Below are 17,998 nucleotides of genomic sequence, written 5' to 3'. Positions count from 1 at the left end.
AGTATCTCATCAAAATAAAATACTATCGTTTGCTCATATATCTTTCTCTAGTAAGAATAAAGTAATTGCACCTCTTAGTATTACTTGTATATTTCGGGAGCATTGGGACGTACCCCGTTTTTTTCATAATATCAGTTACTAATTTATAATAAGGATTAGAGAAATAGACTCTTGCTACGATTTCATGATGGTTTGTCTTAGTAAACATATAATCATAAGTTCCCATTTCAGCTTCAGTAACATACCCTTTATTTCTTTGGTCTCTGGAAATTACAATAAATCTTTCTCTTTGTGTAGATTCGAATTTTGTATTTGGTAAAATCGCACTCCAACCCACAAATTCCGGTTTATCTTTTACAAAAATACCAAGAATAAACCTCGTATCATCAGGATTAAACTGGTTTTGCTTCTCTTTTAAATATTTAATATATCTTTTTAAATCCTCTTTCTTAGAAACAGTAAGCATAAAATCATTTTGACAAACTAATGTATACAGTTCATCTAAATCAATTTCATTAAATTCCCTTAATATAAGCCTATTAGTCTCAATCATAAATTCTTCTCTATCTAAATTAGTCATTATATTCCCCCAGACACATCTGTGATTTGTTACTTACATTTTATTCATCACATGATGTATTGAAACTGATAATTTCGGATTTTTACAACCTTAGACATAAGTCCAATCACTACATTAAATCCACGCATATTATATCTCATCAAATAAAATAAGGAGGAAGTGGATCTTATGGGACATTTTGATAAAACTATATGTGATTGCTGCGTTTGTCCGATGCAGTGTGTTTTAGAACAGTTGGTGGGCGAGGAGGTTGATATAAGAACTATTTCTCTTGAATCTGATATTGTCGGAACTTTAATGGCTGTCGATAGTTTTATTGCTACTCTTGATTTAAATAATAGTGGTGAGCTTGCTTACATTTCAGTTAGTGAAGTTTGTTACGTTGAGGTTTTAGTACCATTTACGATCAAATTAAAAGATATTAGAAAAGACAAGGGAGAATGCTCGTGTATTGAAGATCCAGTCACAAACTTAGCAAAATCTATGATAGGGGAGATGAAAGAAATTATAGTATGTAATTCACAACAAACTGTAGGTGATGAAGGACAAAATGGAAGAATTGTTAATGTTGGAGAAGGTATAGTTCTTCTTTTTATAGAAAGCGCTAAAAAAGGAGATAAATTATCAGCAATATCTAGTTGTAAAATAGAAATCATTGCTCCTCCATTTTCAATCTAAGGGATTTCTTGTTAATATTCATGTGAATCAATCTCCGAGTTTTCAAGGGAACCAATGATCTTCCATTATAAAGAATCATATGGTGTATTGTTTTGAGAGACAAGCATTATTTCGGATGTGGTGTCTTTTAAAAAACAATGAAAATATGAAAATTATGCAAAATGTATTGAATATTTAACCAGTTTAAAGTATAATCTTCCTATTATTTGCAAACGGTTTCACGTGCAGCTAGAGAAACCAAACTATATAGTTTGTTAATTGTGAAAAGACTATATTTCTACAATTGAAATCGTTTTCAAAAAGATAAAAAGGAGGATAGGAAATCATTCTACTAGCAAGAACGACTTTTACTAAAAATAAGGGAGAGGTTTATGCTGGGTAAAAAGAATCTGATTGCAGTTGTATTAAGTTTGTTGTTATGTGCTAGTTTAATATCTATCTCTATAGCTGAAGAACCATTGGATGAAAAATGGAACCTTGTATGGAGTGATGAGTTTGGTGGTACCGAGCTTAATATGGATTATTGGAACTATGACATTGGGTGGGGTCCATTTGATAATGGATGGGGGAATTTTGAGCTTCAATATTACACACCCGAAAATGTATCTGTTGAAGATGGTAAATTAATCATTAAAGTCACTGAAGAAGAACGTACAGTATATGAAGCGGATGGAAAACCATTTACAACCTATTATTCTTCTGGAAGAATCAATACGAAAAATAAAGTCATGCCTCAATATGGGAGAATTGAAGTTTCAGCCAAATTGTTAGAGGGAGATGCCATTTGGCCAGCAGTTTGGATGCTTGGTAAAGAATGGCCAGAAGAGCTATGGCCTGATGTTGGTGAGATAGATATTGTTGAGCTGTTAGGTCAAGAACCAAATAAAATATATGGAACTGTTCACTCACCACTATCAGAACAAAACGGTTTTCAGGGATATTCTAGTACCTATGTGTTGAATGAAGGCACTTTTGCAGATGGTTTTCATGAGTATGTTGTAGAGTGGGACGAGAATACAATTCAGTATTATATTGATGGAATACCATATCATACAGTAAACAAAGATGTCATCATTGCACAATATGGTGAAGAAAGTTGGGTTTTTGATAATCAATTTTATTTTATTATGAACGTAGCCGTTGGTGGTTTTTTCCCAGGCAGTCCAAATGAAAATACGATTGTACCTAATCAAATGGAAGTAGATTATATTCGTTTATATGAAGAGGTAGAGCCAACTGTACCTCAGTTGAATTTACAAAATGGGACTTTTGATAACGCATTAAATGGATGGGATACATATATTCATAGTGATGCTGCAGCCAGTATAACTGTAGTAAATGGAGAAGCTAATATCAATGTAAATTACGAAGGTAATGAATTTTGGAGTCTCCAGTTAAATCAAGGACCATTTCAGTTAGAAAATGCTCAGACTTATACCGTACAGTTTGATGCAAGATCTGATGTGGCAAGACAATTAGAAGTCGTTGCAGAGAATGAAAATTTTACGAAGTTTGTAGATGAAACATTGAATTTAACCACTCAGATGAATACGTATACAATTTCGTTTACAATGCCTGCTAATGAAGAGGTTAGTTTAAAATTACTTGCTGGAAAAATTGGTGAAATTGTAGGCGTACCTCATCAAATCTACATTGATAATGTAAGATTTTATGAAGGACTACCTGTGACTGAAGTTTCTAAAGTTACAAATGGAACCTTTGAAGGAGCATTAACATCTTGGGATCAATATGTACATTTTGATGCAGGGGCAGCCATTCAAGCTGAAAATAATGAAGTGAAAATTTCAGTTAGTAACGTTGGTGCAGAATCTTGGGGAGTACAGTTGTATCAAGGGAATTTAGACTTAACTGCAGGCAAGCAATATACAGTAGAGTTTGATGCTAGAACAGATCAAGCAAGAGACATCCAAGTCATCATTGATAATGCAGTTTACCATCAATATTTGAATCAAAATGTAAGCATCAATTCAATGATGAGTACTTATCAATACACTTTTACGATGTCAGAGGATGATAATACTTCTTTAAAATTTATGCTTGGAAATGTAAACGGTGCTCCAAGCACACCTCATCAAATCTATATTGATAATGTTAAGTTATATGAAAATTAAAGCTAAATTTATCTATAAATCACATACTAGGAGGAAATAAAAGAATGGTGAAAAATATGAAGTCTAGTCGTACTTGGGCAATTATATTATCATTATGTTTATTATTTACAAGTGTTCCAGCGTTAGCAGCATTTAATGATGTAGCAGATCATGAGGCTTATGAAGCAATTAAACGTTTGAATGACAGTGGAATTATCAATGGTTATCCTAATGGGGACTTTAAACCCGATCAACCGATTACCAAAGTAGAAGTTATTATAATTGCCAATAGAATATTAGGTATAACAGATGAAGCTGAAGTAACGTATAAGGATGTTCAAGAATCAGATTGGTATTATAATGAAGTTGCAAAAGCAGCAGGCTATCTTCCTGTATCTGAGGATGGTTTATTACATCCTTTGGAAACGATCACATTTGCTGAGGTAGAAAGCTTATTAGCTCCCTTATTAAATACTGTAAGTATTACAGAAGTTATAGATACATCTGATTCGAGCAAGTTAGTGACTCGTGCTGATGCAGCTGTAATATTTGATGCAATGATGAACTTCGATTTTGAAAAAGAAGAGTTGTTAAACAGAACAAATACTGAAGCGGATGAAGACTTGGTTGAAGAATGGCAGCTTACATGGAGTGATGAATTTGATGGAGATGAAATCGATAGAACAAAATGGACTTTTGAAATCGGAAATGGTGCAGATTACGGTAATCCTGGCTGGGGAAATGGAGAGCTAGAATATTATACGGATGAAGCTCAAAATGCTTTTATTGAGGATGGAAACTTGGTTATTAAAGCAATTAAAGAAGAAAATCCTCGTGAAGAAGCAGGAAAAGAGTTTTATTATACTTCTTCAAAGCTGACAACTAATGATTTATTCAGTCAAGCTCATGGGAAAATTGAAGTGAGGGCACTTGTTCCAGAAGGAAAAGGAATATGGCCTGCGATTTGGACTCTAGGGCAGAACTTTGATGAAGTAGGCTGGCCTCAAACTGGTGAAATTGACATTATGGAGTTGGCAGGTCATACACCGGATAAAATTTCTGGTACTTTACACGGTCCTTTATCTAGTGGTACAGGGATAACTAGTGATTATCATTTATCTGAAGGGAAATTTTCAGATGATTTCCATGTATATGCTGTGGAATGGGATGAGGATGAGATTGAATTTTACGTTGATGACGTATTGTATCATATCGTAAATAAAGATGAAGTTGTATACAACTTTGGAGAAGAAGAGTGGGTATATGATCTTCCTCAATATTTGATTTTGAATCTTGCTGTAGGAGGAAGTTTTTCTGGTGAACCAGATGAAAGTACAGAGTTTCCTAGTGAGATGAAAGTCGATTATGTAAGAGTATATGAAGATGTTGATCCTGCAATAGTTGAGAATGAAGTAATTAATACGGAATTTGAATCTGGAGAGTTAAGAAGACCAGAGGAAGCTTCCTCGTTAGATGGATTTCTGAATGGAACATTTGATTCTGCTGTAGAGCCTTGGGTAACATTTGCACATTTTGATGCAGATGTGAACATAACTTCAGATAATGGAGAAGCAAAGGTAGCTATCCAAAAAGAAGGAGAGATTTTCTGGAGTATTCAGTTTACACAAGGGGAGTTCGAGGTTAAAAAGGGACAGTCTTACACGTTAGAATTTGATGCAAGAAGTAATGTGGACAGAAAATTGATGGTTGTTGTTGATAATGTTGTGTATACAAGATATTTGGACGATACAGTAGATTTATCACAAACAAATGAAACGTTCAAATTTACATTTGATGTGCCAGAGGACGATAATGTTACGGTAAAATTCTTAATGGGTAAATTGGATGGAGAAGAATTAATTGGTCAACACGATATTTTCTTAGATAATGTGAAGTTTACAGCAACTGGAGAGGCTGTTGATGTAGGAGCTGAGGTCGAAGAAGCAGTAGATGCTAATCAGTCTGCATTCATTTCAAATGGTACATTCGATAGCTCAGTTGAAGGGTGGGAGTCATTTGTTATGACCCCAGACCAAGCTGAAATTTCAGTTGTAGACGGGGAAGCAAAATTCGCAATTCAAGATGAAGGAGATATGTTCTTTACGATCTCTTTAAATCAGGGAACATTTGAAGCGGTAGAAGGTCAAGAGTATGTTGTACGATTTGATGCGAGAAGTACAGTAGATAGAAAAATGCAAGTGATTGTAGATAATGTAAGCTATGAGAGGTATTTAGATCAGGTTGTGGATGTAACATCAGCTAACACACCTTATGAATTAACATTTACGATGCCAAAAAATGATGATGTAAACTTGAAATTTTTTGCTGGAAAAATGGATGGGGAAGAAAAACTAGGTCAAGCCCATGATATCTATTTAGATAATGTGGAAGTGGTATTGAAAGAGGAATCGTCAGCACTCATTTCAAATGGTACATTCGATAGTTCAGTTGAAGGGTGGGAGCCATTTGTAATGACTCCAGATCAAGCTGAAATTTCAGCTGTAGATGGAGAAGCGAAAATCGCAGTTCAAGATGAAGGAGATATGTTCTTTACGATCTCCTTAAATCAAGGAACATTTAAAGCAGTGGAAGGCCAAGAGTATACTGTACAATTTGATGCAAGAAGTACAGTAGATAGAAAATTTCAGGTCATCGTTGACAATGTTGACTATACTCGATATTTAGATCAAACGGTAGATTTAACATCTACTAATACATCTTATGAATTAACATTTACGTTGCCAGTAAGTGATAATGTGAATTTGAAGTTCTTTGCAGGTAAATTAGATGGGACTGAGAAAATAGGTCAAGCTCATGATATCTTTATTGATAATGTGGTAGTAACAGAAAAAGAATAGCTATCAATGTGAAGTCAATTAATCACAATAAAACACAGGGGATTTTCTCCTCTGTGTTTTTTGCGATGATGGTCAAAGCAATCTTCAATCTATAAAACTTCGGCCCCCTATTTTGAAATCAAAACCTTCTCTAGTAAAAATATATCTATTCGTTTCTTTTACTAGTTGTGTTTGTTTAAGTAACTCTAGCTCTACGACTATATGATACTGATAATAATAACGACGGAAGTCCTTTACTTCAATTTCAACCAATTCTTCTTCTGGATAACGGTTTAAATATGTTAGATTAAAAGCCATAAGTTCAGTGTGTGAAGCTTCAGCAAGATTAATACGTTCCTCCTCACTGAGCTCGTTGTTTGAGAGTTGGTAATATAATTCAATCTTATCCATTGCATTCTCTTTTAAATGCTGCTCCGTATAAAAATAGGGGGTAAACATCTTATAAACAAAGAAAAGGATGAGCAATAAACTGCAAATCAATTGAAGTGTAAATTTGAAATGAATTTTATCCATCCATATATCAATGAGAGAAGCGATAATGAAGGTAAAAATAAAAGCGCCAATGAATATGAATAAGTCAATTGCAAGATGACCAAAGCCTGAAAGCTGATTATATTTTAGGAAAAGGTAAAATAAAAATAGGGTTACTAAGAATATAAAAACGCCTTTTATTAAATAACGTACCACTCGTATTAACCCCCCCGCTTCACATGGACATATAGGTATAATAACATTCATATTATCATTTGTATGTAATAGAAAAAGACGAATTCATGTGTGAATTCGTCCTGTTACAGTTGAGTTTGAAAACATATACTTACAATCTAAATGAACTTTTCAAAGATACGATCAAATTAAAAACGATATGATCTTCTGTTGAATGTTTAGGGTCTACATTAAAGTAACCATGTCTAAAAAATTGGAATTTATCCTGAGGTTTAACATCCTTCATATTCGGTTCAATAAAACCATTAAGCACTTGTAAAGAATTCGGATTTACATGATCTAAAAAGGTTTTTTCTTCCGATTCATCTTCAACTTGTTCTTCTTCCTCGCTTAGAATCAATGGCTCATATAATCGAAATTCTGCTGGAACAGCATGTTTGGCATCCACCCAATGAATTGTTCCTTTTACTTTACGGCCTGTAAATCCTGATCCACTTTTTGTTTCAGGGTCGTAGGTGCAATGAATTTCAACAACTTCTCCATTCTCGTCTTTAATCACTTCTTCGCATTTAATGAAATAAGCATGTTTTAAACGAACTTCATTGCCAGGGAATAAACGGAAGTACTTTTTAGGAGGGTTCTCCATAAAATCCTCTTGTTCAATATAGATTTCTCTTGAAAATGGAATTTGTCTTGTCCCCATTTCAGGATTTTCAGGGTTGATTTCCGCTTCCAGCATTTCCTCTTGACCTTCTGGGTAGTTTGTAATGACAACTTTGAGAGGTCTTAAAACCCCCATCGTACGAGGAGATTTTAATTTTAAATCCTCTCTCATAAAATGATCGAGCATTTGAGAATCAACAGCACCGTCACCTCTCGTTATACCTAACGCACGAACAAATGCACGAATGGCTTCAGCAGTAAAACCTCTTCTTCTAAGTGCAGAAATGGTTGGCATACGTGGATCATCCCATCCATCTACAAATCCTTCTTCTACTAGCTGTTTTAATTTTCTTTTACTCATCACTGTATTTGTTAAATTAAGACGACCGAACTCAATCTGTTGTGGGGTACTTTCCATTTCTGTTTGTTCAATAATCCAATTATATAAAGGCCTTTGATCTTCAAATTCAAGTGTACAGATGGAATGAGTCACATCCTCAATAGCATCCTCAATCGGATGAGCAAATGCATACATTGGATAAATACACCAATTATCTCCTGTATTATGGTGTGTGGTATGTGCAATTCTATACAATACTGGATCTCTCAAATTAATATTAGGAGAGCTCATATCAATTTTAGCTCTTAATACCTTCTGTCCATTTTCAAACTCACCTTTACGCATACGATCGAACAAATCAAGGTTCTCTTCTACGGAGCGGTCTCGGTATGGACTGTTTTTCCCAGGTTCAGTTAAAGTACCACGATACGAACGAATTTCATCTCCTGTAAGATCATCGACATAAGCTAAACCTTTTTTAATGAGTAAAACTGCTCGATTATACATTTCTTCAAAGTAGTTTGAAGCAAAGAATAACCCATCCCATTCATAACCGAGCCATTTTACATCTTCTTTAATGGATTCAACGAATTCAACATCCTCTTTTAAGGGATTGGTATCATCGAAGCGTAAATTGGTCTTACCTTGAAACTCATCTGCAAGATCAAAATTTGTAATAATCGACATCGCATGTCCAATATGTAGATAACCGTTCGGTTCTGGTGGAAAACGAGTGATTACATGGTCTCGTTTACTCGTTTCTAAATCTTTCTGAATAATGGTCCTAATAAAGTTTGACGATTTATTTTCCATCATTTTCAACCTTCCTCATATTCATGATCGTGTTCACATAAAATTTAATCTTATTTATAACATATATATAAAGTTTTTTCCAACAATCATCTTTGAAATACAATAAACCAAACCATGATTTATTGTATCATGAACTACTTTTTCTTATCTCTCTTTGATTGTAAGAAAAAGATAAATAGTTCGACTGCATAGAACATGTGTTTGTTTAATGTGAATTATACTGATAAAATAGAATGACAATAGGACAAAATTATTGCATGAAATAAAGGAGGTTTGTAAATGCCGATTTATAATAAGTTGGTTCGAGACCTTATCCCAGACATCATAAGTAATACAGGGAAGAAATATCACACTAGGGTATTAAATGAAAGTGAATTCACAACAGAACTTCGTTTAAAATTAAAGGAAGAGTTGGATGAATATCTTGCTGCGAATACAGACGAAGATGCATTAGATGAGTTGGCCGATATGTTGGAGGTTATACATGCTTTAGCAAGTCAACATGGTGCATCATTAGAAGAACTTGATAACATAAGAGAGGTAAAGGTACAAAAAAGAGGTAGTTTTAAGGAGAAGATATTTTTAATAGAAGTTGCAGATAATGAAATGACTTAGGGCAGTAGTTGTTGTCTTCCCTAAGTCATAGTACAAAACGATTTGTAAGACTCCCTCTTCTTAAGGGGGGTAAAAACCTGTAGAAACCAGATTAAGGTTTATATCTGTGACTAACAATGCACTAGACTTCCTGTACTTGTCTGAGTGAAGGATTCTTTTTATAGATTTAACCATTCTTCAAAAAATGCAGTATGATCTTCTTAGAAATAATGGTTGAAAAATGCAATAAATTTTTGTGATAAAAGCTAGTTTTTTGTTCATGTTTACGAAATCACCTTCCACTATAATGGGATATATTACTAGATTTTATTATTATAATTTTATATAAAAAACTAGATTTGAATATTTATAGTAGCTGCTATTTATGTTTTTTCTTTGGTATATACCTTATAAACCCTATGATTATGGATCATTTTTACTATAGAATTCATATATTACATATGTTATGGTTATATATAATCACATTCAAAAAAATAAAAATTGAATGTAAAATGAATGGAATGGGAAATAAGGCTAAGTGGAAGGAGGATTTATCGGTTTATTAGTCGTTGGTCACAATAAAAATAAAAATAAAAAGGATTTAGTTATAATAGAGACAAGAAAGCGTTTTCAAAAATATAAAAATTAAAAAGATATAAATTTGCCTTTCAAAAAAAATAAGTACTCTATTTTATATTTTTTAAAAAGTTGCTAATGTTACTTAATTTCATGTTTGAACAATACATAGTTTGAATGAAATCAATGATCTTTACAGTTTAATCTTTGTTTTATTAAGCTTCAATTTGTGTTGTTCTATGTTTGTTATGTAATACAGCAATAAAACTAATGTTATGTAATAGATTTCATAATTGATTAAAAGAAAAAACAAACATTTAATCAATATTCAAGGGAGATTTATTACTGTATTTTAATTATTCAACAAAAAATATAAAAATCCTTTTTAATTTGGAAAATATTTTATTTTAACATGTGAGTCATTTGAATAAAAAACTTGGGGGAAAAAATATGTTAAAGAAAATGATAACCATAACCATGATGATGTCATTAGTATTATCATCATTGGTAACGGGTAATATTGTGTCCGCAGCAGATTTCACTGCTGAGCTTAAAACCGTAAATACTAACTCATCTCAGATTGTATTCGCATCTAATGTAAATACAAGTTGGGTTGACGTTCATTACAAAGTGAATAATGGTGTACAACAAAACGTCAGAATGAATCAAAGTGGAAGTGTTTTTACCCATACTGTGAACAATTTACAAGCAGGGGACGTATTAAGTTATTCTTTTACTTATAATAATGGAACACCTGCATATAATACACCTTTATTTACTGATACTCATGGTGTAGCAACGGAACCGACTCCTGAGCCAACACCAGAACCAGAACCAACACCAGAACCAGAACCAACACCAGAACCAGAACCAGAACCAACTCCTGTGCCTAATCCCGATGTAGAGGCATTAGTTGTTGATGACTTTAACAAATGGACTCAGTGGAACGGAAATAAAAATGATTTAGGACAGAACATTGTCAAAAATGGTGGAACTTATAATTTAGAAGGTGAAGCTAACTTATATTTCTTCTTTAATGGAGGAAATGCAGGACAATCTTTTGATGAATATATTAATCAAGATATTTCTGCGTATGATACATTAGAACTAGTATTAAAAGGTGGATCAGGTGGGGAGCAGAATTACATTAATATCATTTTAAATGATGGGACCAATCGTGCAGTATCTTTATCTGATTACGGCAATTTAACGACGAACTATAATACAATTCAAATTCCGTTAGCAGATTTTAATGCGAATCTTGCAAATACAAAGTTTATTCGTTTTGAAGGTGTAGGAACTGCAAAAATGGTTCGTATTGACGAAATGGTTTTAAAATCAACAGGTGTTTCACCAACGGATCCAGTTGATCCTGAACCAACACCAGAACCTGAACCGACTCCAGAACCAGAACCAACAGAGCCGGAGCCGACTGAACCTACAGAACCAAGTACCATTAATCCTTTCGTGAAAATCGAAGCAGAAGCATATGATTCAATGAGAGGCATCCAAACGGAAGCTACTACAGACATCGGTGCCGGACGAAATGTAGGTTGGACAGATAATGGCGACTATATTGCTTTTCATAACGTTGACTTTGGAGATGGAGCAAAAAGCATAGAAGCAAGAGTAGCTACGCAATCAACAGGTGGCACAATAGAAGTAAGATTGGATAGTGCAACAGGAACATTGATTGGAACAGTAGATATTAACAACACAGGTGGATGGCAGTCTTGGGTTACAAACACTTCATCTGTTTCAAATGTAACGGGTACACATGATGTATACTTTGTATTTAAAGGAGCAGCTGGAGGAATTGGAAACCTAAACTGGGTAAAATTCAATGAAGGTGCCGGTACTCCAACAGAACCAACAGAACCATCTGAACCAACGAATCCTGGAGAAGTTCCATCATTCCCAACTGGAAACGGAGTGATGACATTCCAATTGCAAAATGGAACAGATGGTCAGTATTCAGATGATGAAATTTATTGGGCTATTCTTGGTTACAACAAAGCAACAGGGCAGTTAAGTTATGTTGATGCTAATGGGAATTTGATCCCAAGTTCTGTATCAGATAATGATGCGCCAGGTCATTTAACGAAAAATGGTCAAAATTATCCAAACTATTTTAACAAAATGAGTGAAACAGATTGGGTTTCTATGCCTGAAATCGATTCTGGAAGAATGTTTATTAGTATGGGTAGTCCGATGTATATTAAATTAAATATGGCGGCTGATGGAAGAGTAGGATTTGCTGGACCAGATTTGAATAATCCAACGGATCCAAATCAAGATATTTATTTTGAGTGGATAGAATTTACAATTGACCAGTGGGGTTATCATGGGAACTCAACAAGAGTCGACCAATTCAGCTTCCCGATTACAACTAGATTACTCGGCTCTGGCGGATATGACAGAATCGTAGGGGAAACCTATACTCGTGATCAAATATTTGCAGCATTTAAAAATGAAATGCCAACAGAATTCCAAACCTTAGTAGAAGAGCCATACAGAATCGTTGCTCCAGGTAAAGGTGAATTTAAACCTGAAGGAATTTATGGTAATTATTTTGACAACTATGTAAATGAAGTTTGGGATTACTACAGAACAAATGAATTAACATTTACTGCTGAAGCAGGTACTTTTAGTGGACATGTAGTTGGAGATGATTTTGTCTTTTCTAAAAATGGTGGTCCATATAATCTTTATATAAAGGGTAAACCAACTACGCTTCAAGTTTTGGAATGCTCAGGTCCTATGGATACTGGAAGTCCAGATGAGAAAGTAGTAGAAGCACAAATTTGCGCAGCTTTAAATAGAGGCATCATGTATGATCCTGCAAATTGGAGTAACGCTAATGCATTCTATCAGAATGATACAGCGAACTTCTACGCAAAATTCTGGCATGACTATAGCATCGACGGATTAGCTTATGGATTTGCATATGATGATGTTAGAAACTTCAGTACATTATTAGAGCACCATGATCCGGACGCATTGATTATTAATGTAGGATGGTAATAAACACATCGAAAAAAATTTAAATAAAGCAGTAAAAAATTGATAATAAAAGCTTGTGAGGGATTTGATTTCCTTGCAAGCTTTTTCTCATAACTTAACTACCTCAATAGAAAGTATTTGGCTGTCTATTCGAGTGACTCCGATAGGGGTTTTTGTCATTAGTAAATTATTTACTGATTACGAGGGAAAAACGGAGCCAGTAATTCCATTTGGCAAACAAATTGTGAACCATCTTATCTTTTGGAATGAACGTTATTTGAATCGCTTTAAAGGGGTTGAAGTAACTGGGGAAGAAATTAATAATGATGTTACCTTTGAAAGTGGCAGCTTGAACGGCACTGTTGAAGAATGGCAGTCCACAGTGTCAAGATTAAATTCAGTCATGTCTGAATGGACTGAAGCAGTCAAAAATTGTAATCCAGATAAACTACATACTTCAATTGTTAAGGACTCCGATGAGCCTTGGTCAGCAGCAATTGCAAATATCAATATTCATAATGCATATCATACGGGTCAAATATTAGAAATAAGAAAAACAGAAGGGATATGGGATCCTAAAAATGGAGTTCATTAATACGCCTAAATCCATTCGATTAATGTAATTGAAGAAAGAAAGGAATACATCATTGATATCGAGTGTATTCCTTTGTATTTTGTCCAGTTTCATTCCATTTATGAAGGCCAATGATCTGCTCCTAATTTGAAGTGTTATTTAATTTATCCTTCAGTATCCATGGTAAATGAACTTGTGATGTCTTTTCTTTCTTTTGTCGATTTGTTTTTCCTACGATATAAGCTCCAAAAGGTAGCAAAGAGATGAAGTAAATAAGAACCATCGTAATGATTAATGTAATCATAAATAAACCAATCACTTGGGTAAAAGTATGATGGAACCAATCTACAGTATAAGGCGCTATATATCTTTGAACTTGCCAATGTACTAAATAGATGCCAAAAGAGTACTTGCTAATTAAATTTATCATTCTAAAGTTTGGAATCAATTGTCCCCAGGCTAACACTGCTAAGCTAACGAATATCGTTAGTGGAAATATATCAAGTCTTCTTGAATTGACACCGACAACCCCCAATTTATAGTTTATATATATGATAGCAGCAGAGATAAGGACTCCTAAAAATGTGATCCATTTGAATTTTAATAGTTTTTCTGAAATGGTTTTATAGTGTTTCCCAAATAAAAAAGCAATAGTGAAGTAACCAAACCATGCTGTAAAAGGTATTTTTAAAAGTGTTTTATATTCTTGAACAAAAGGAATATTTGTGTTTAATAAATATAAATGCAATCCCATTACAATGAAGCTGATGGGTAGAAGAGTTTGCAATGGAATCTTAAATCGAATGACAAAATAATGTAACACATAAAACTGGAGAATAATAAGAATGAAATACCCTTCGTAACTTCCCATTAAAATATTGTCGAGCATTTTTTTCTGTAAATCGACAGTTGAATATAGCTGTTTTACTATAATGGCATCTATGACTCCAAACACTAGAAAAGGGATATAGATCCATTTAAACCGTTTTAACCAAAATTGTTTTGGTAAGTGATTAGGATAACGATTTGCTAAAATCATTTCTGATAAGATAATGAAGGTTGGGGTAGCATAACAAAGAAGAATCCGAAATAGCTTATAATAATCACCTTCTGGATAACCAGTTATCATTCCTATCTGAGTTGTGCTGTGTATTAACACGATGCTTAAACAAGCAACCACTCTTAATAAATTCCATTCTTTAATCATATGTGTACCTCTTGAATATGCTATTAGAATTTAAACTTATCATATTAGAAATGGACTGAAATAACTAGAGTTTAATTATTGCCAATTGTTCATACATATCATGGTATACTGAAAACCAACAAATGATTTTCATAGACTATAATCTTGATTAGACAGGAGTTGAATAGCGTGCAAAAATCTGCACTAATCGCTGGATCAACAGGTTTAGTTGGCAGTGAGCTTCTTAGGTATTTACTTGACAGCAAGGAATATGAAAGTGTCACTGCGATTGTAAGAAAACCACTTCATATTACACATCCAAAGCTTAAAGAGTTCATTGTAGATTTTGAAAAATTACATGAGTTTGAAGATGTTTTTAAAGTAAATGATGTATTTTGTTGTTTGGGTACGACGATTAAAAAAGCAAAAACAAAAGAAGCAATGACCCGTATTGATGTCGAGTATCCTTTGGTAATGGCCAAACTTGCTAAGAAAATGGGAGCAAAGCAATTTTTAGTCATAAGTGCAATGCAAGCAAACCCTAATTCTTCAACCTTTTATTCACGTATAAAAGGAGAGATGGAACAAGAACTGAGAAAGGTTGGTTTCGATGCATTGCATGTTTTTAGACCGTCTTTATTAGTAGGAGACCGAAAAGAGTTTAGACTTGGTGAGAAATCGGCAGAAATTTTATTTAAGGCTTTATTTTTCGTTTTTATTGGTCCTTTGAAAAAATATAAAGCTATCCATGCTAAAACAGTAGCTTCAGGTATGTTGAAAGCAGCACAAAGTGAGAAACAAGGTGTGAATGTATATTTATCGGACGAGATCTAACATTGGTTGAAAATCATATACGTAATTATCTCCTTAAAACGCTCAAAACAAAAAAAATTTTACTTCTTTTTTTTTACATGAACCTCCATATAAAATAGAAATACGTCATCATCCTTTATTGAAATTACAAGAGGAGGAAGCCATCATGTCTAGTTGTGCATATGGTATTTTGGGTTTTGGGCAAGCCTTAGGAGAAGCTTATAGTGTGGAGGAAGCAGTTTCTAAATATACAGCGAATATTGAAAAAATTAAAAACTGGGGATATAAAAAGTTTTACGTTGCCCCACCAGAAGTCAGCCAAACAGATTTGGCATTAGAGGCTTCAGAAGAAGCGTTGAAAAATTCGGGAATGAATGCGGAAGATATTGATTATATCGCATTGGCAGTAAGTGAAGTGCCCACATCCACATATTGGGATCCGGCATGTGAGCTGCAGCATAAATTAGGTGCAGTTCGAGCAGAGGTTCAAGTATTTAATCAAGCGTGTACTTCAGGTTTAATGGCATTTGATGCGATTGCGGGTAAATTTGCAATTCATCCAGAATATAAAAATGTACTTATCGTGACTGCTAACCGTTTTTGTGATGATCATAAAAATCGAGCAACATATAATGATTACTTACACTCGGATGGGGCTGTAGCTGCTGTATTGAAAAGAAACCATAACCATTGTAAGTGGATTACAACAGAAACGGCTTCGGATGGCATGTATGCTCCAATATTACGTGATGAGTGGAGAGCTGCTGTCACTCCATTTGACTCAGGAATTACTAATAAAGAGGATTCATCTACACTTCCAGATTTGCATGAGCAATTGATGGACTTTTTTAAATTAATACATATAAGAAATAAATTGGTTGTTGAATATGCTTGCCAAAAGGCGGGGATCGAACTCTCAGATCTTAAAAAAGTCATTTATTTGCATGATAATGAAAGCGAAATGAAAGATTTTGCTATTGAATTTAATGTCCCTATGGATCAAACAAATGCTAATTTGGCTTCTCAATTTAGCCATATGGGGGCTTCAGATCAACTTATTGGATTGAAATATTATATAGAATCTGGTGAGCTGCAAGGTGGAGATTATGCAGCATTAATAGGAATTGGTTCAGGTATGCACTGGGTATGTACTTTGATTCAAGTCTAAAGAACAGAAGAGAATTCTACAGATGAATCAAGTATGTTTTGAGTATGATTTCGAGCTAACCTGTAATAATCCACAGACTTTTTATAATACTTATTTTCAAAGTAATAATCACCTAATTCAGTAGCTAGTTTCTTTGTGATCACGTAATGTTTATGATCTAGTGCATATTGGATCGCTTCCTTCATTTCTTTCTCGTAGAAAATGTGATTTTCTTTATATTTATAGATATTTGCTTTAATCGCTTTGAGTTCGATGTATAGATGCGGTAAGTGATGATGACAAGAAATGTCAAAGGCTGTAGAGAAGTAAAATTGAACATCTTCCCAATCTTTTTGTTTATACAAGACTTCAACTAATCCTTTACAGGCATAGGCATAGATTTTAATGTGCGGAACACTGCCATTCATGTCAGAGAGTTTTGTTTGAATAAATGGCTGAGATATTTGCAGTGTACTTTTAAAATATTGGATAGCATGTGTATCTTTATTTATTTTTTGATAAACTTTACCAATATTGTATTGAATCTCTGAATATAAAATATGGTTTAGTTCATGTTCTAATAATAACTTTTGAGCTTTTTTTAAATTAGACAACGCGTCTTCAATACGGTGAAGGTCTCGATATTGTTGAGCTAGCAAAATCATAGTTTTGATTATATTCTCTTCGTGGTTATGCATCTTGTATATTTGCAAAGCTTTATTTGTATAAATCAAGCTAATATTGATTTCTTCAAAAATCTGTTGATAAACAAGGCTGTAATTATAGTATAAATGACCACTCTCTATACTAGTTTCATCCGTAATATAGCGTTCTGCTATAGAATAATAGAACTTGGCATCTTCATAGAACTGTTTTGCATAATAGTAGTTTCCTATCGCTTTATTATAGTAAAAGAAATGAGGGAAGTTTCTTTTATCTATATTTTTATTGCTGATTAACTTTACGGATCTTCCAACTAATTTTTCTGCTTCGTCTAAGTGATTGTTTATCGTATAGTAACTGATCAATATACCATAAATGTTCGTAAGATCATTTTGGGAATGCATTTCAAGAGCACTCATTTGCAAATAGAATAAATCGGATTCATTAAGCAGGTGTACATTGTTTTTGTAGTTTAAAATGAGTTGTCGTAATTTATTTCTATTTTCATTCAATGTATTAGTCAAATACTCGCTAGTTATACCCAGTTTTTTCGAAACTTTGTTTAAAAACGAAGGTGAAGGCTCAACCCTTCCAGTTTCAACTCGACTAATGTATGTCACAGATGCAATTCCTTCAACTAATTCTCCTTGTGTAAGGTTTTTGAATTTTCTTATCCATCGTATTTTTTCTCCTGTTTCCATCTTCTCACCTCAATCATTTCATATTTAAAACA

The 17,998-nt window shown here is 33.8% G+C and carries 13 protein-coding genes; 8 read left to right on the top strand and 5 right to left on the bottom strand.

The features are described 5' to 3' along the window. Nucleotides 1-22: 22 nt before the first annotated feature. Nucleotides 23-580 (bottom strand): GNAT family N-acetyltransferase, encoded by a 558-nt coding sequence (locus tag Q5Y73_RS18005; RefSeq protein WP_305993306.1) that lies wholly within the window; start codon nucleotides 578-580, stop codon nucleotides 23-25. A gap of 168 nt (nucleotides 581-748) precedes the next feature. On the opposite strand from Q5Y73_RS18005, the gene Q5Y73_RS18000 reads away from it, so the two are divergent. From Q5Y73_RS18000 to Q5Y73_RS17990, 3 genes are all read left to right on the top strand, one after another. Continuing rightward, nucleotides 749-1,258 (top strand): hypothetical protein, encoded by a 510-nt coding sequence (locus Q5Y73_RS18000; protein ID WP_305993305.1) that lies wholly within the window; start codon nucleotides 749-751, stop codon nucleotides 1,256-1,258. A 371-nt stretch (nucleotides 1,259-1,629) separates the two neighbouring features. Beyond that, nucleotides 1,630-3,390: a carbohydrate binding domain-containing protein gene (locus Q5Y73_RS17995; RefSeq protein ID WP_305993304.1), complete on the top strand. Its 1,761-nt coding sequence runs from the start codon at nucleotides 1,630-1,632 to the stop codon at nucleotides 3,388-3,390. Nucleotides 3,391-3,434: 44 nt separating this feature from the next. Further along, nucleotides 3,435-6,227 carry a carbohydrate binding domain-containing protein gene (locus Q5Y73_RS17990; protein ID WP_305993303.1) on the top strand — a complete coding sequence of 931 codons (2,793 nt, stop codon included), beginning with the start codon at nucleotides 3,435-3,437 and terminating at the stop codon, nucleotides 6,225-6,227. An 84-nt stretch (nucleotides 6,228-6,311) separates the two neighbouring features. On the opposite strand, the gene Q5Y73_RS17985 is transcribed toward Q5Y73_RS17990, so the two are convergent. Both Q5Y73_RS17985 and Q5Y73_RS17980 read right to left on the bottom strand, forming a co-directional pair. Beyond that, nucleotides 6,312-6,914: a hypothetical protein gene (locus tag Q5Y73_RS17985; RefSeq protein WP_305993302.1), complete on the bottom strand. Its 603-nt coding sequence runs from the start codon at nucleotides 6,912-6,914 to the stop codon at nucleotides 6,312-6,314. A 130-nt stretch (nucleotides 6,915-7,044) separates the two neighbouring features. After that, the gene (locus tag Q5Y73_RS17980; protein ID WP_305993394.1) at nucleotides 7,045-8,709 is read right to left on the bottom strand and encodes a glutamine--tRNA ligase/YqeY domain fusion protein; all 1,665 of its coding nucleotides are present in this window, start codon (nucleotides 8,707-8,709) and stop codon (nucleotides 7,045-7,047) included. 279 nt (nucleotides 8,710-8,988) lie between these two features. Here Q5Y73_RS17980 and Q5Y73_RS17975 point away from each other — a divergent pair, with 279 nt between their 5' ends. The 3 genes from Q5Y73_RS17975 to Q5Y73_RS17965 all read left to right on the top strand — a co-directional run bounded on the left by Q5Y73_RS17975 (nucleotide 8,989) and on the right by Q5Y73_RS17965 (nucleotide 13,477). Next, entirely contained in the window at nucleotides 8,989-9,324 is a 336-nt protein-coding gene (locus Q5Y73_RS17975) for a nucleoside triphosphate pyrophosphohydrolase (protein ID WP_305993301.1), read from the top strand. A 1,005-nt stretch (nucleotides 9,325-10,329) separates the two neighbouring features. Beyond that, nucleotides 10,330-12,903, top strand: a complete 2,574-nt coding sequence (locus tag Q5Y73_RS17970) for a beta-1,3-glucanase family protein (protein ID WP_305993300.1) — start codon at nucleotides 10,330-10,332, stop codon at nucleotides 12,901-12,903. Nucleotides 12,904-12,976: 73 nt separating this feature from the next. Continuing rightward, the gene (locus tag Q5Y73_RS17965; RefSeq protein ID WP_305993299.1) at nucleotides 12,977-13,477 is read left to right on the top strand and encodes a DinB family protein; all 501 of its coding nucleotides are present in this window, start codon (nucleotides 12,977-12,979) and stop codon (nucleotides 13,475-13,477) included. A gap of 121 nt (nucleotides 13,478-13,598) precedes the next feature. Here Q5Y73_RS17965 and Q5Y73_RS17960 read toward each other — a convergent pair whose 3' ends face one another. Next, nucleotides 13,599-14,663 carry an acyltransferase family protein gene (locus Q5Y73_RS17960; protein ID WP_305993298.1) on the bottom strand — a complete coding sequence of 355 codons (1,065 nt, stop codon included), beginning with the start codon at nucleotides 14,661-14,663 and terminating at the stop codon, nucleotides 13,599-13,601. A gap of 168 nt (nucleotides 14,664-14,831) precedes the next feature. On the opposite strand from Q5Y73_RS17960, the gene Q5Y73_RS17955 reads away from it, so the two are divergent. Beyond that, nucleotides 14,832-15,476, top strand: coding sequence for an oxidoreductase (locus Q5Y73_RS17955; protein ID WP_305993297.1), 645 nt, complete (start codon nucleotides 14,832-14,834; stop codon nucleotides 15,474-15,476). A 145-nt stretch (nucleotides 15,477-15,621) separates the two neighbouring features. Beyond that, nucleotides 15,622-16,623, top strand: coding sequence for a 3-oxoacyl-ACP synthase III family protein (locus Q5Y73_RS17950; RefSeq protein WP_305993296.1), 1,002 nt, complete (start codon nucleotides 15,622-15,624; stop codon nucleotides 16,621-16,623). Here the strand turns inward: Q5Y73_RS17950 and Q5Y73_RS17945 are convergent. Further along, a complete protein-coding gene (locus Q5Y73_RS17945) occupies nucleotides 16,620-17,966 on the bottom strand; it encodes a helix-turn-helix transcriptional regulator (RefSeq protein WP_305993295.1) in 1,347 nt (448 codons plus the stop codon). The genes Q5Y73_RS17950 and Q5Y73_RS17945 overlap by 4 nt on opposite strands. Nucleotides 17,967-17,998: the final 32 nt, after the last annotated feature.

Origin of the sequence: Chengkuizengella axinellae, assembly GCF_030730905.1 — a bacterium.
GTDB classification, from domain to species: Bacteria; Bacillota; Bacilli; order Paenibacillales; family KCTC-33759; genus Chengkuizengella; species Chengkuizengella axinellae.
Note: the sequence above shows the minus strand (reverse complement) of the source record. Positions and strands in the feature narration are given on the sequence as shown.

What these genes read in the sequence shown, in the direction of transcription:
- Q5Y73_RS18005 (WP_305993306.1), bottom strand. Translation starts at nt 580, where the DNA reads ATGACTAATTTAGATAGAGAAGAATTTATGATTGAGACTAATAGGCTT.
- Q5Y73_RS18000 (WP_305993305.1), top strand. Translation starts at nt 749, where the DNA reads ATGGGACATTTTGATAAAACTATATGTGATTGCTGCGTTTGTCCGATG.
- Q5Y73_RS17995 (WP_305993304.1), top strand. Translation starts at nt 1,630, where the DNA reads ATGCTGGGTAAAAAGAATCTGATTGCAGTTGTATTAAGTTTGTTGTTA.
- Q5Y73_RS17990 (WP_305993303.1), top strand. Translation starts at nt 3,435, where the DNA reads ATGGTGAAAAATATGAAGTCTAGTCGTACTTGGGCAATTATATTATCA.
- Q5Y73_RS17980 (WP_305993394.1), bottom strand. Translation starts at nt 8,709, where the DNA reads ATGGAAAATAAATCGTCAAACTTTATTAGGACCATTATTCAGAAAGAT.
- Q5Y73_RS17975 (WP_305993301.1), top strand. Translation starts at nt 8,989, where the DNA reads ATGCCGATTTATAATAAGTTGGTTCGAGACCTTATCCCAGACATCATA.
- Q5Y73_RS17970 (WP_305993300.1), top strand. Translation starts at nt 10,330, where the DNA reads ATGTTAAAGAAAATGATAACCATAACCATGATGATGTCATTAGTATTA.
- Q5Y73_RS17960 (WP_305993298.1), bottom strand. Translation starts at nt 14,663, where the DNA reads ATGATTAAAGAATGGAATTTATTAAGAGTGGTTGCTTGTTTAAGCATC.
- Q5Y73_RS17950 (WP_305993296.1), top strand. Translation starts at nt 15,622, where the DNA reads ATGTCTAGTTGTGCATATGGTATTTTGGGTTTTGGGCAAGCCTTAGGA.
- Q5Y73_RS17945 (WP_305993295.1), bottom strand. Translation starts at nt 17,966, where the DNA reads ATGGAAACAGGAGAAAAAATACGATGGATAAGAAAATTCAAAAACCTT.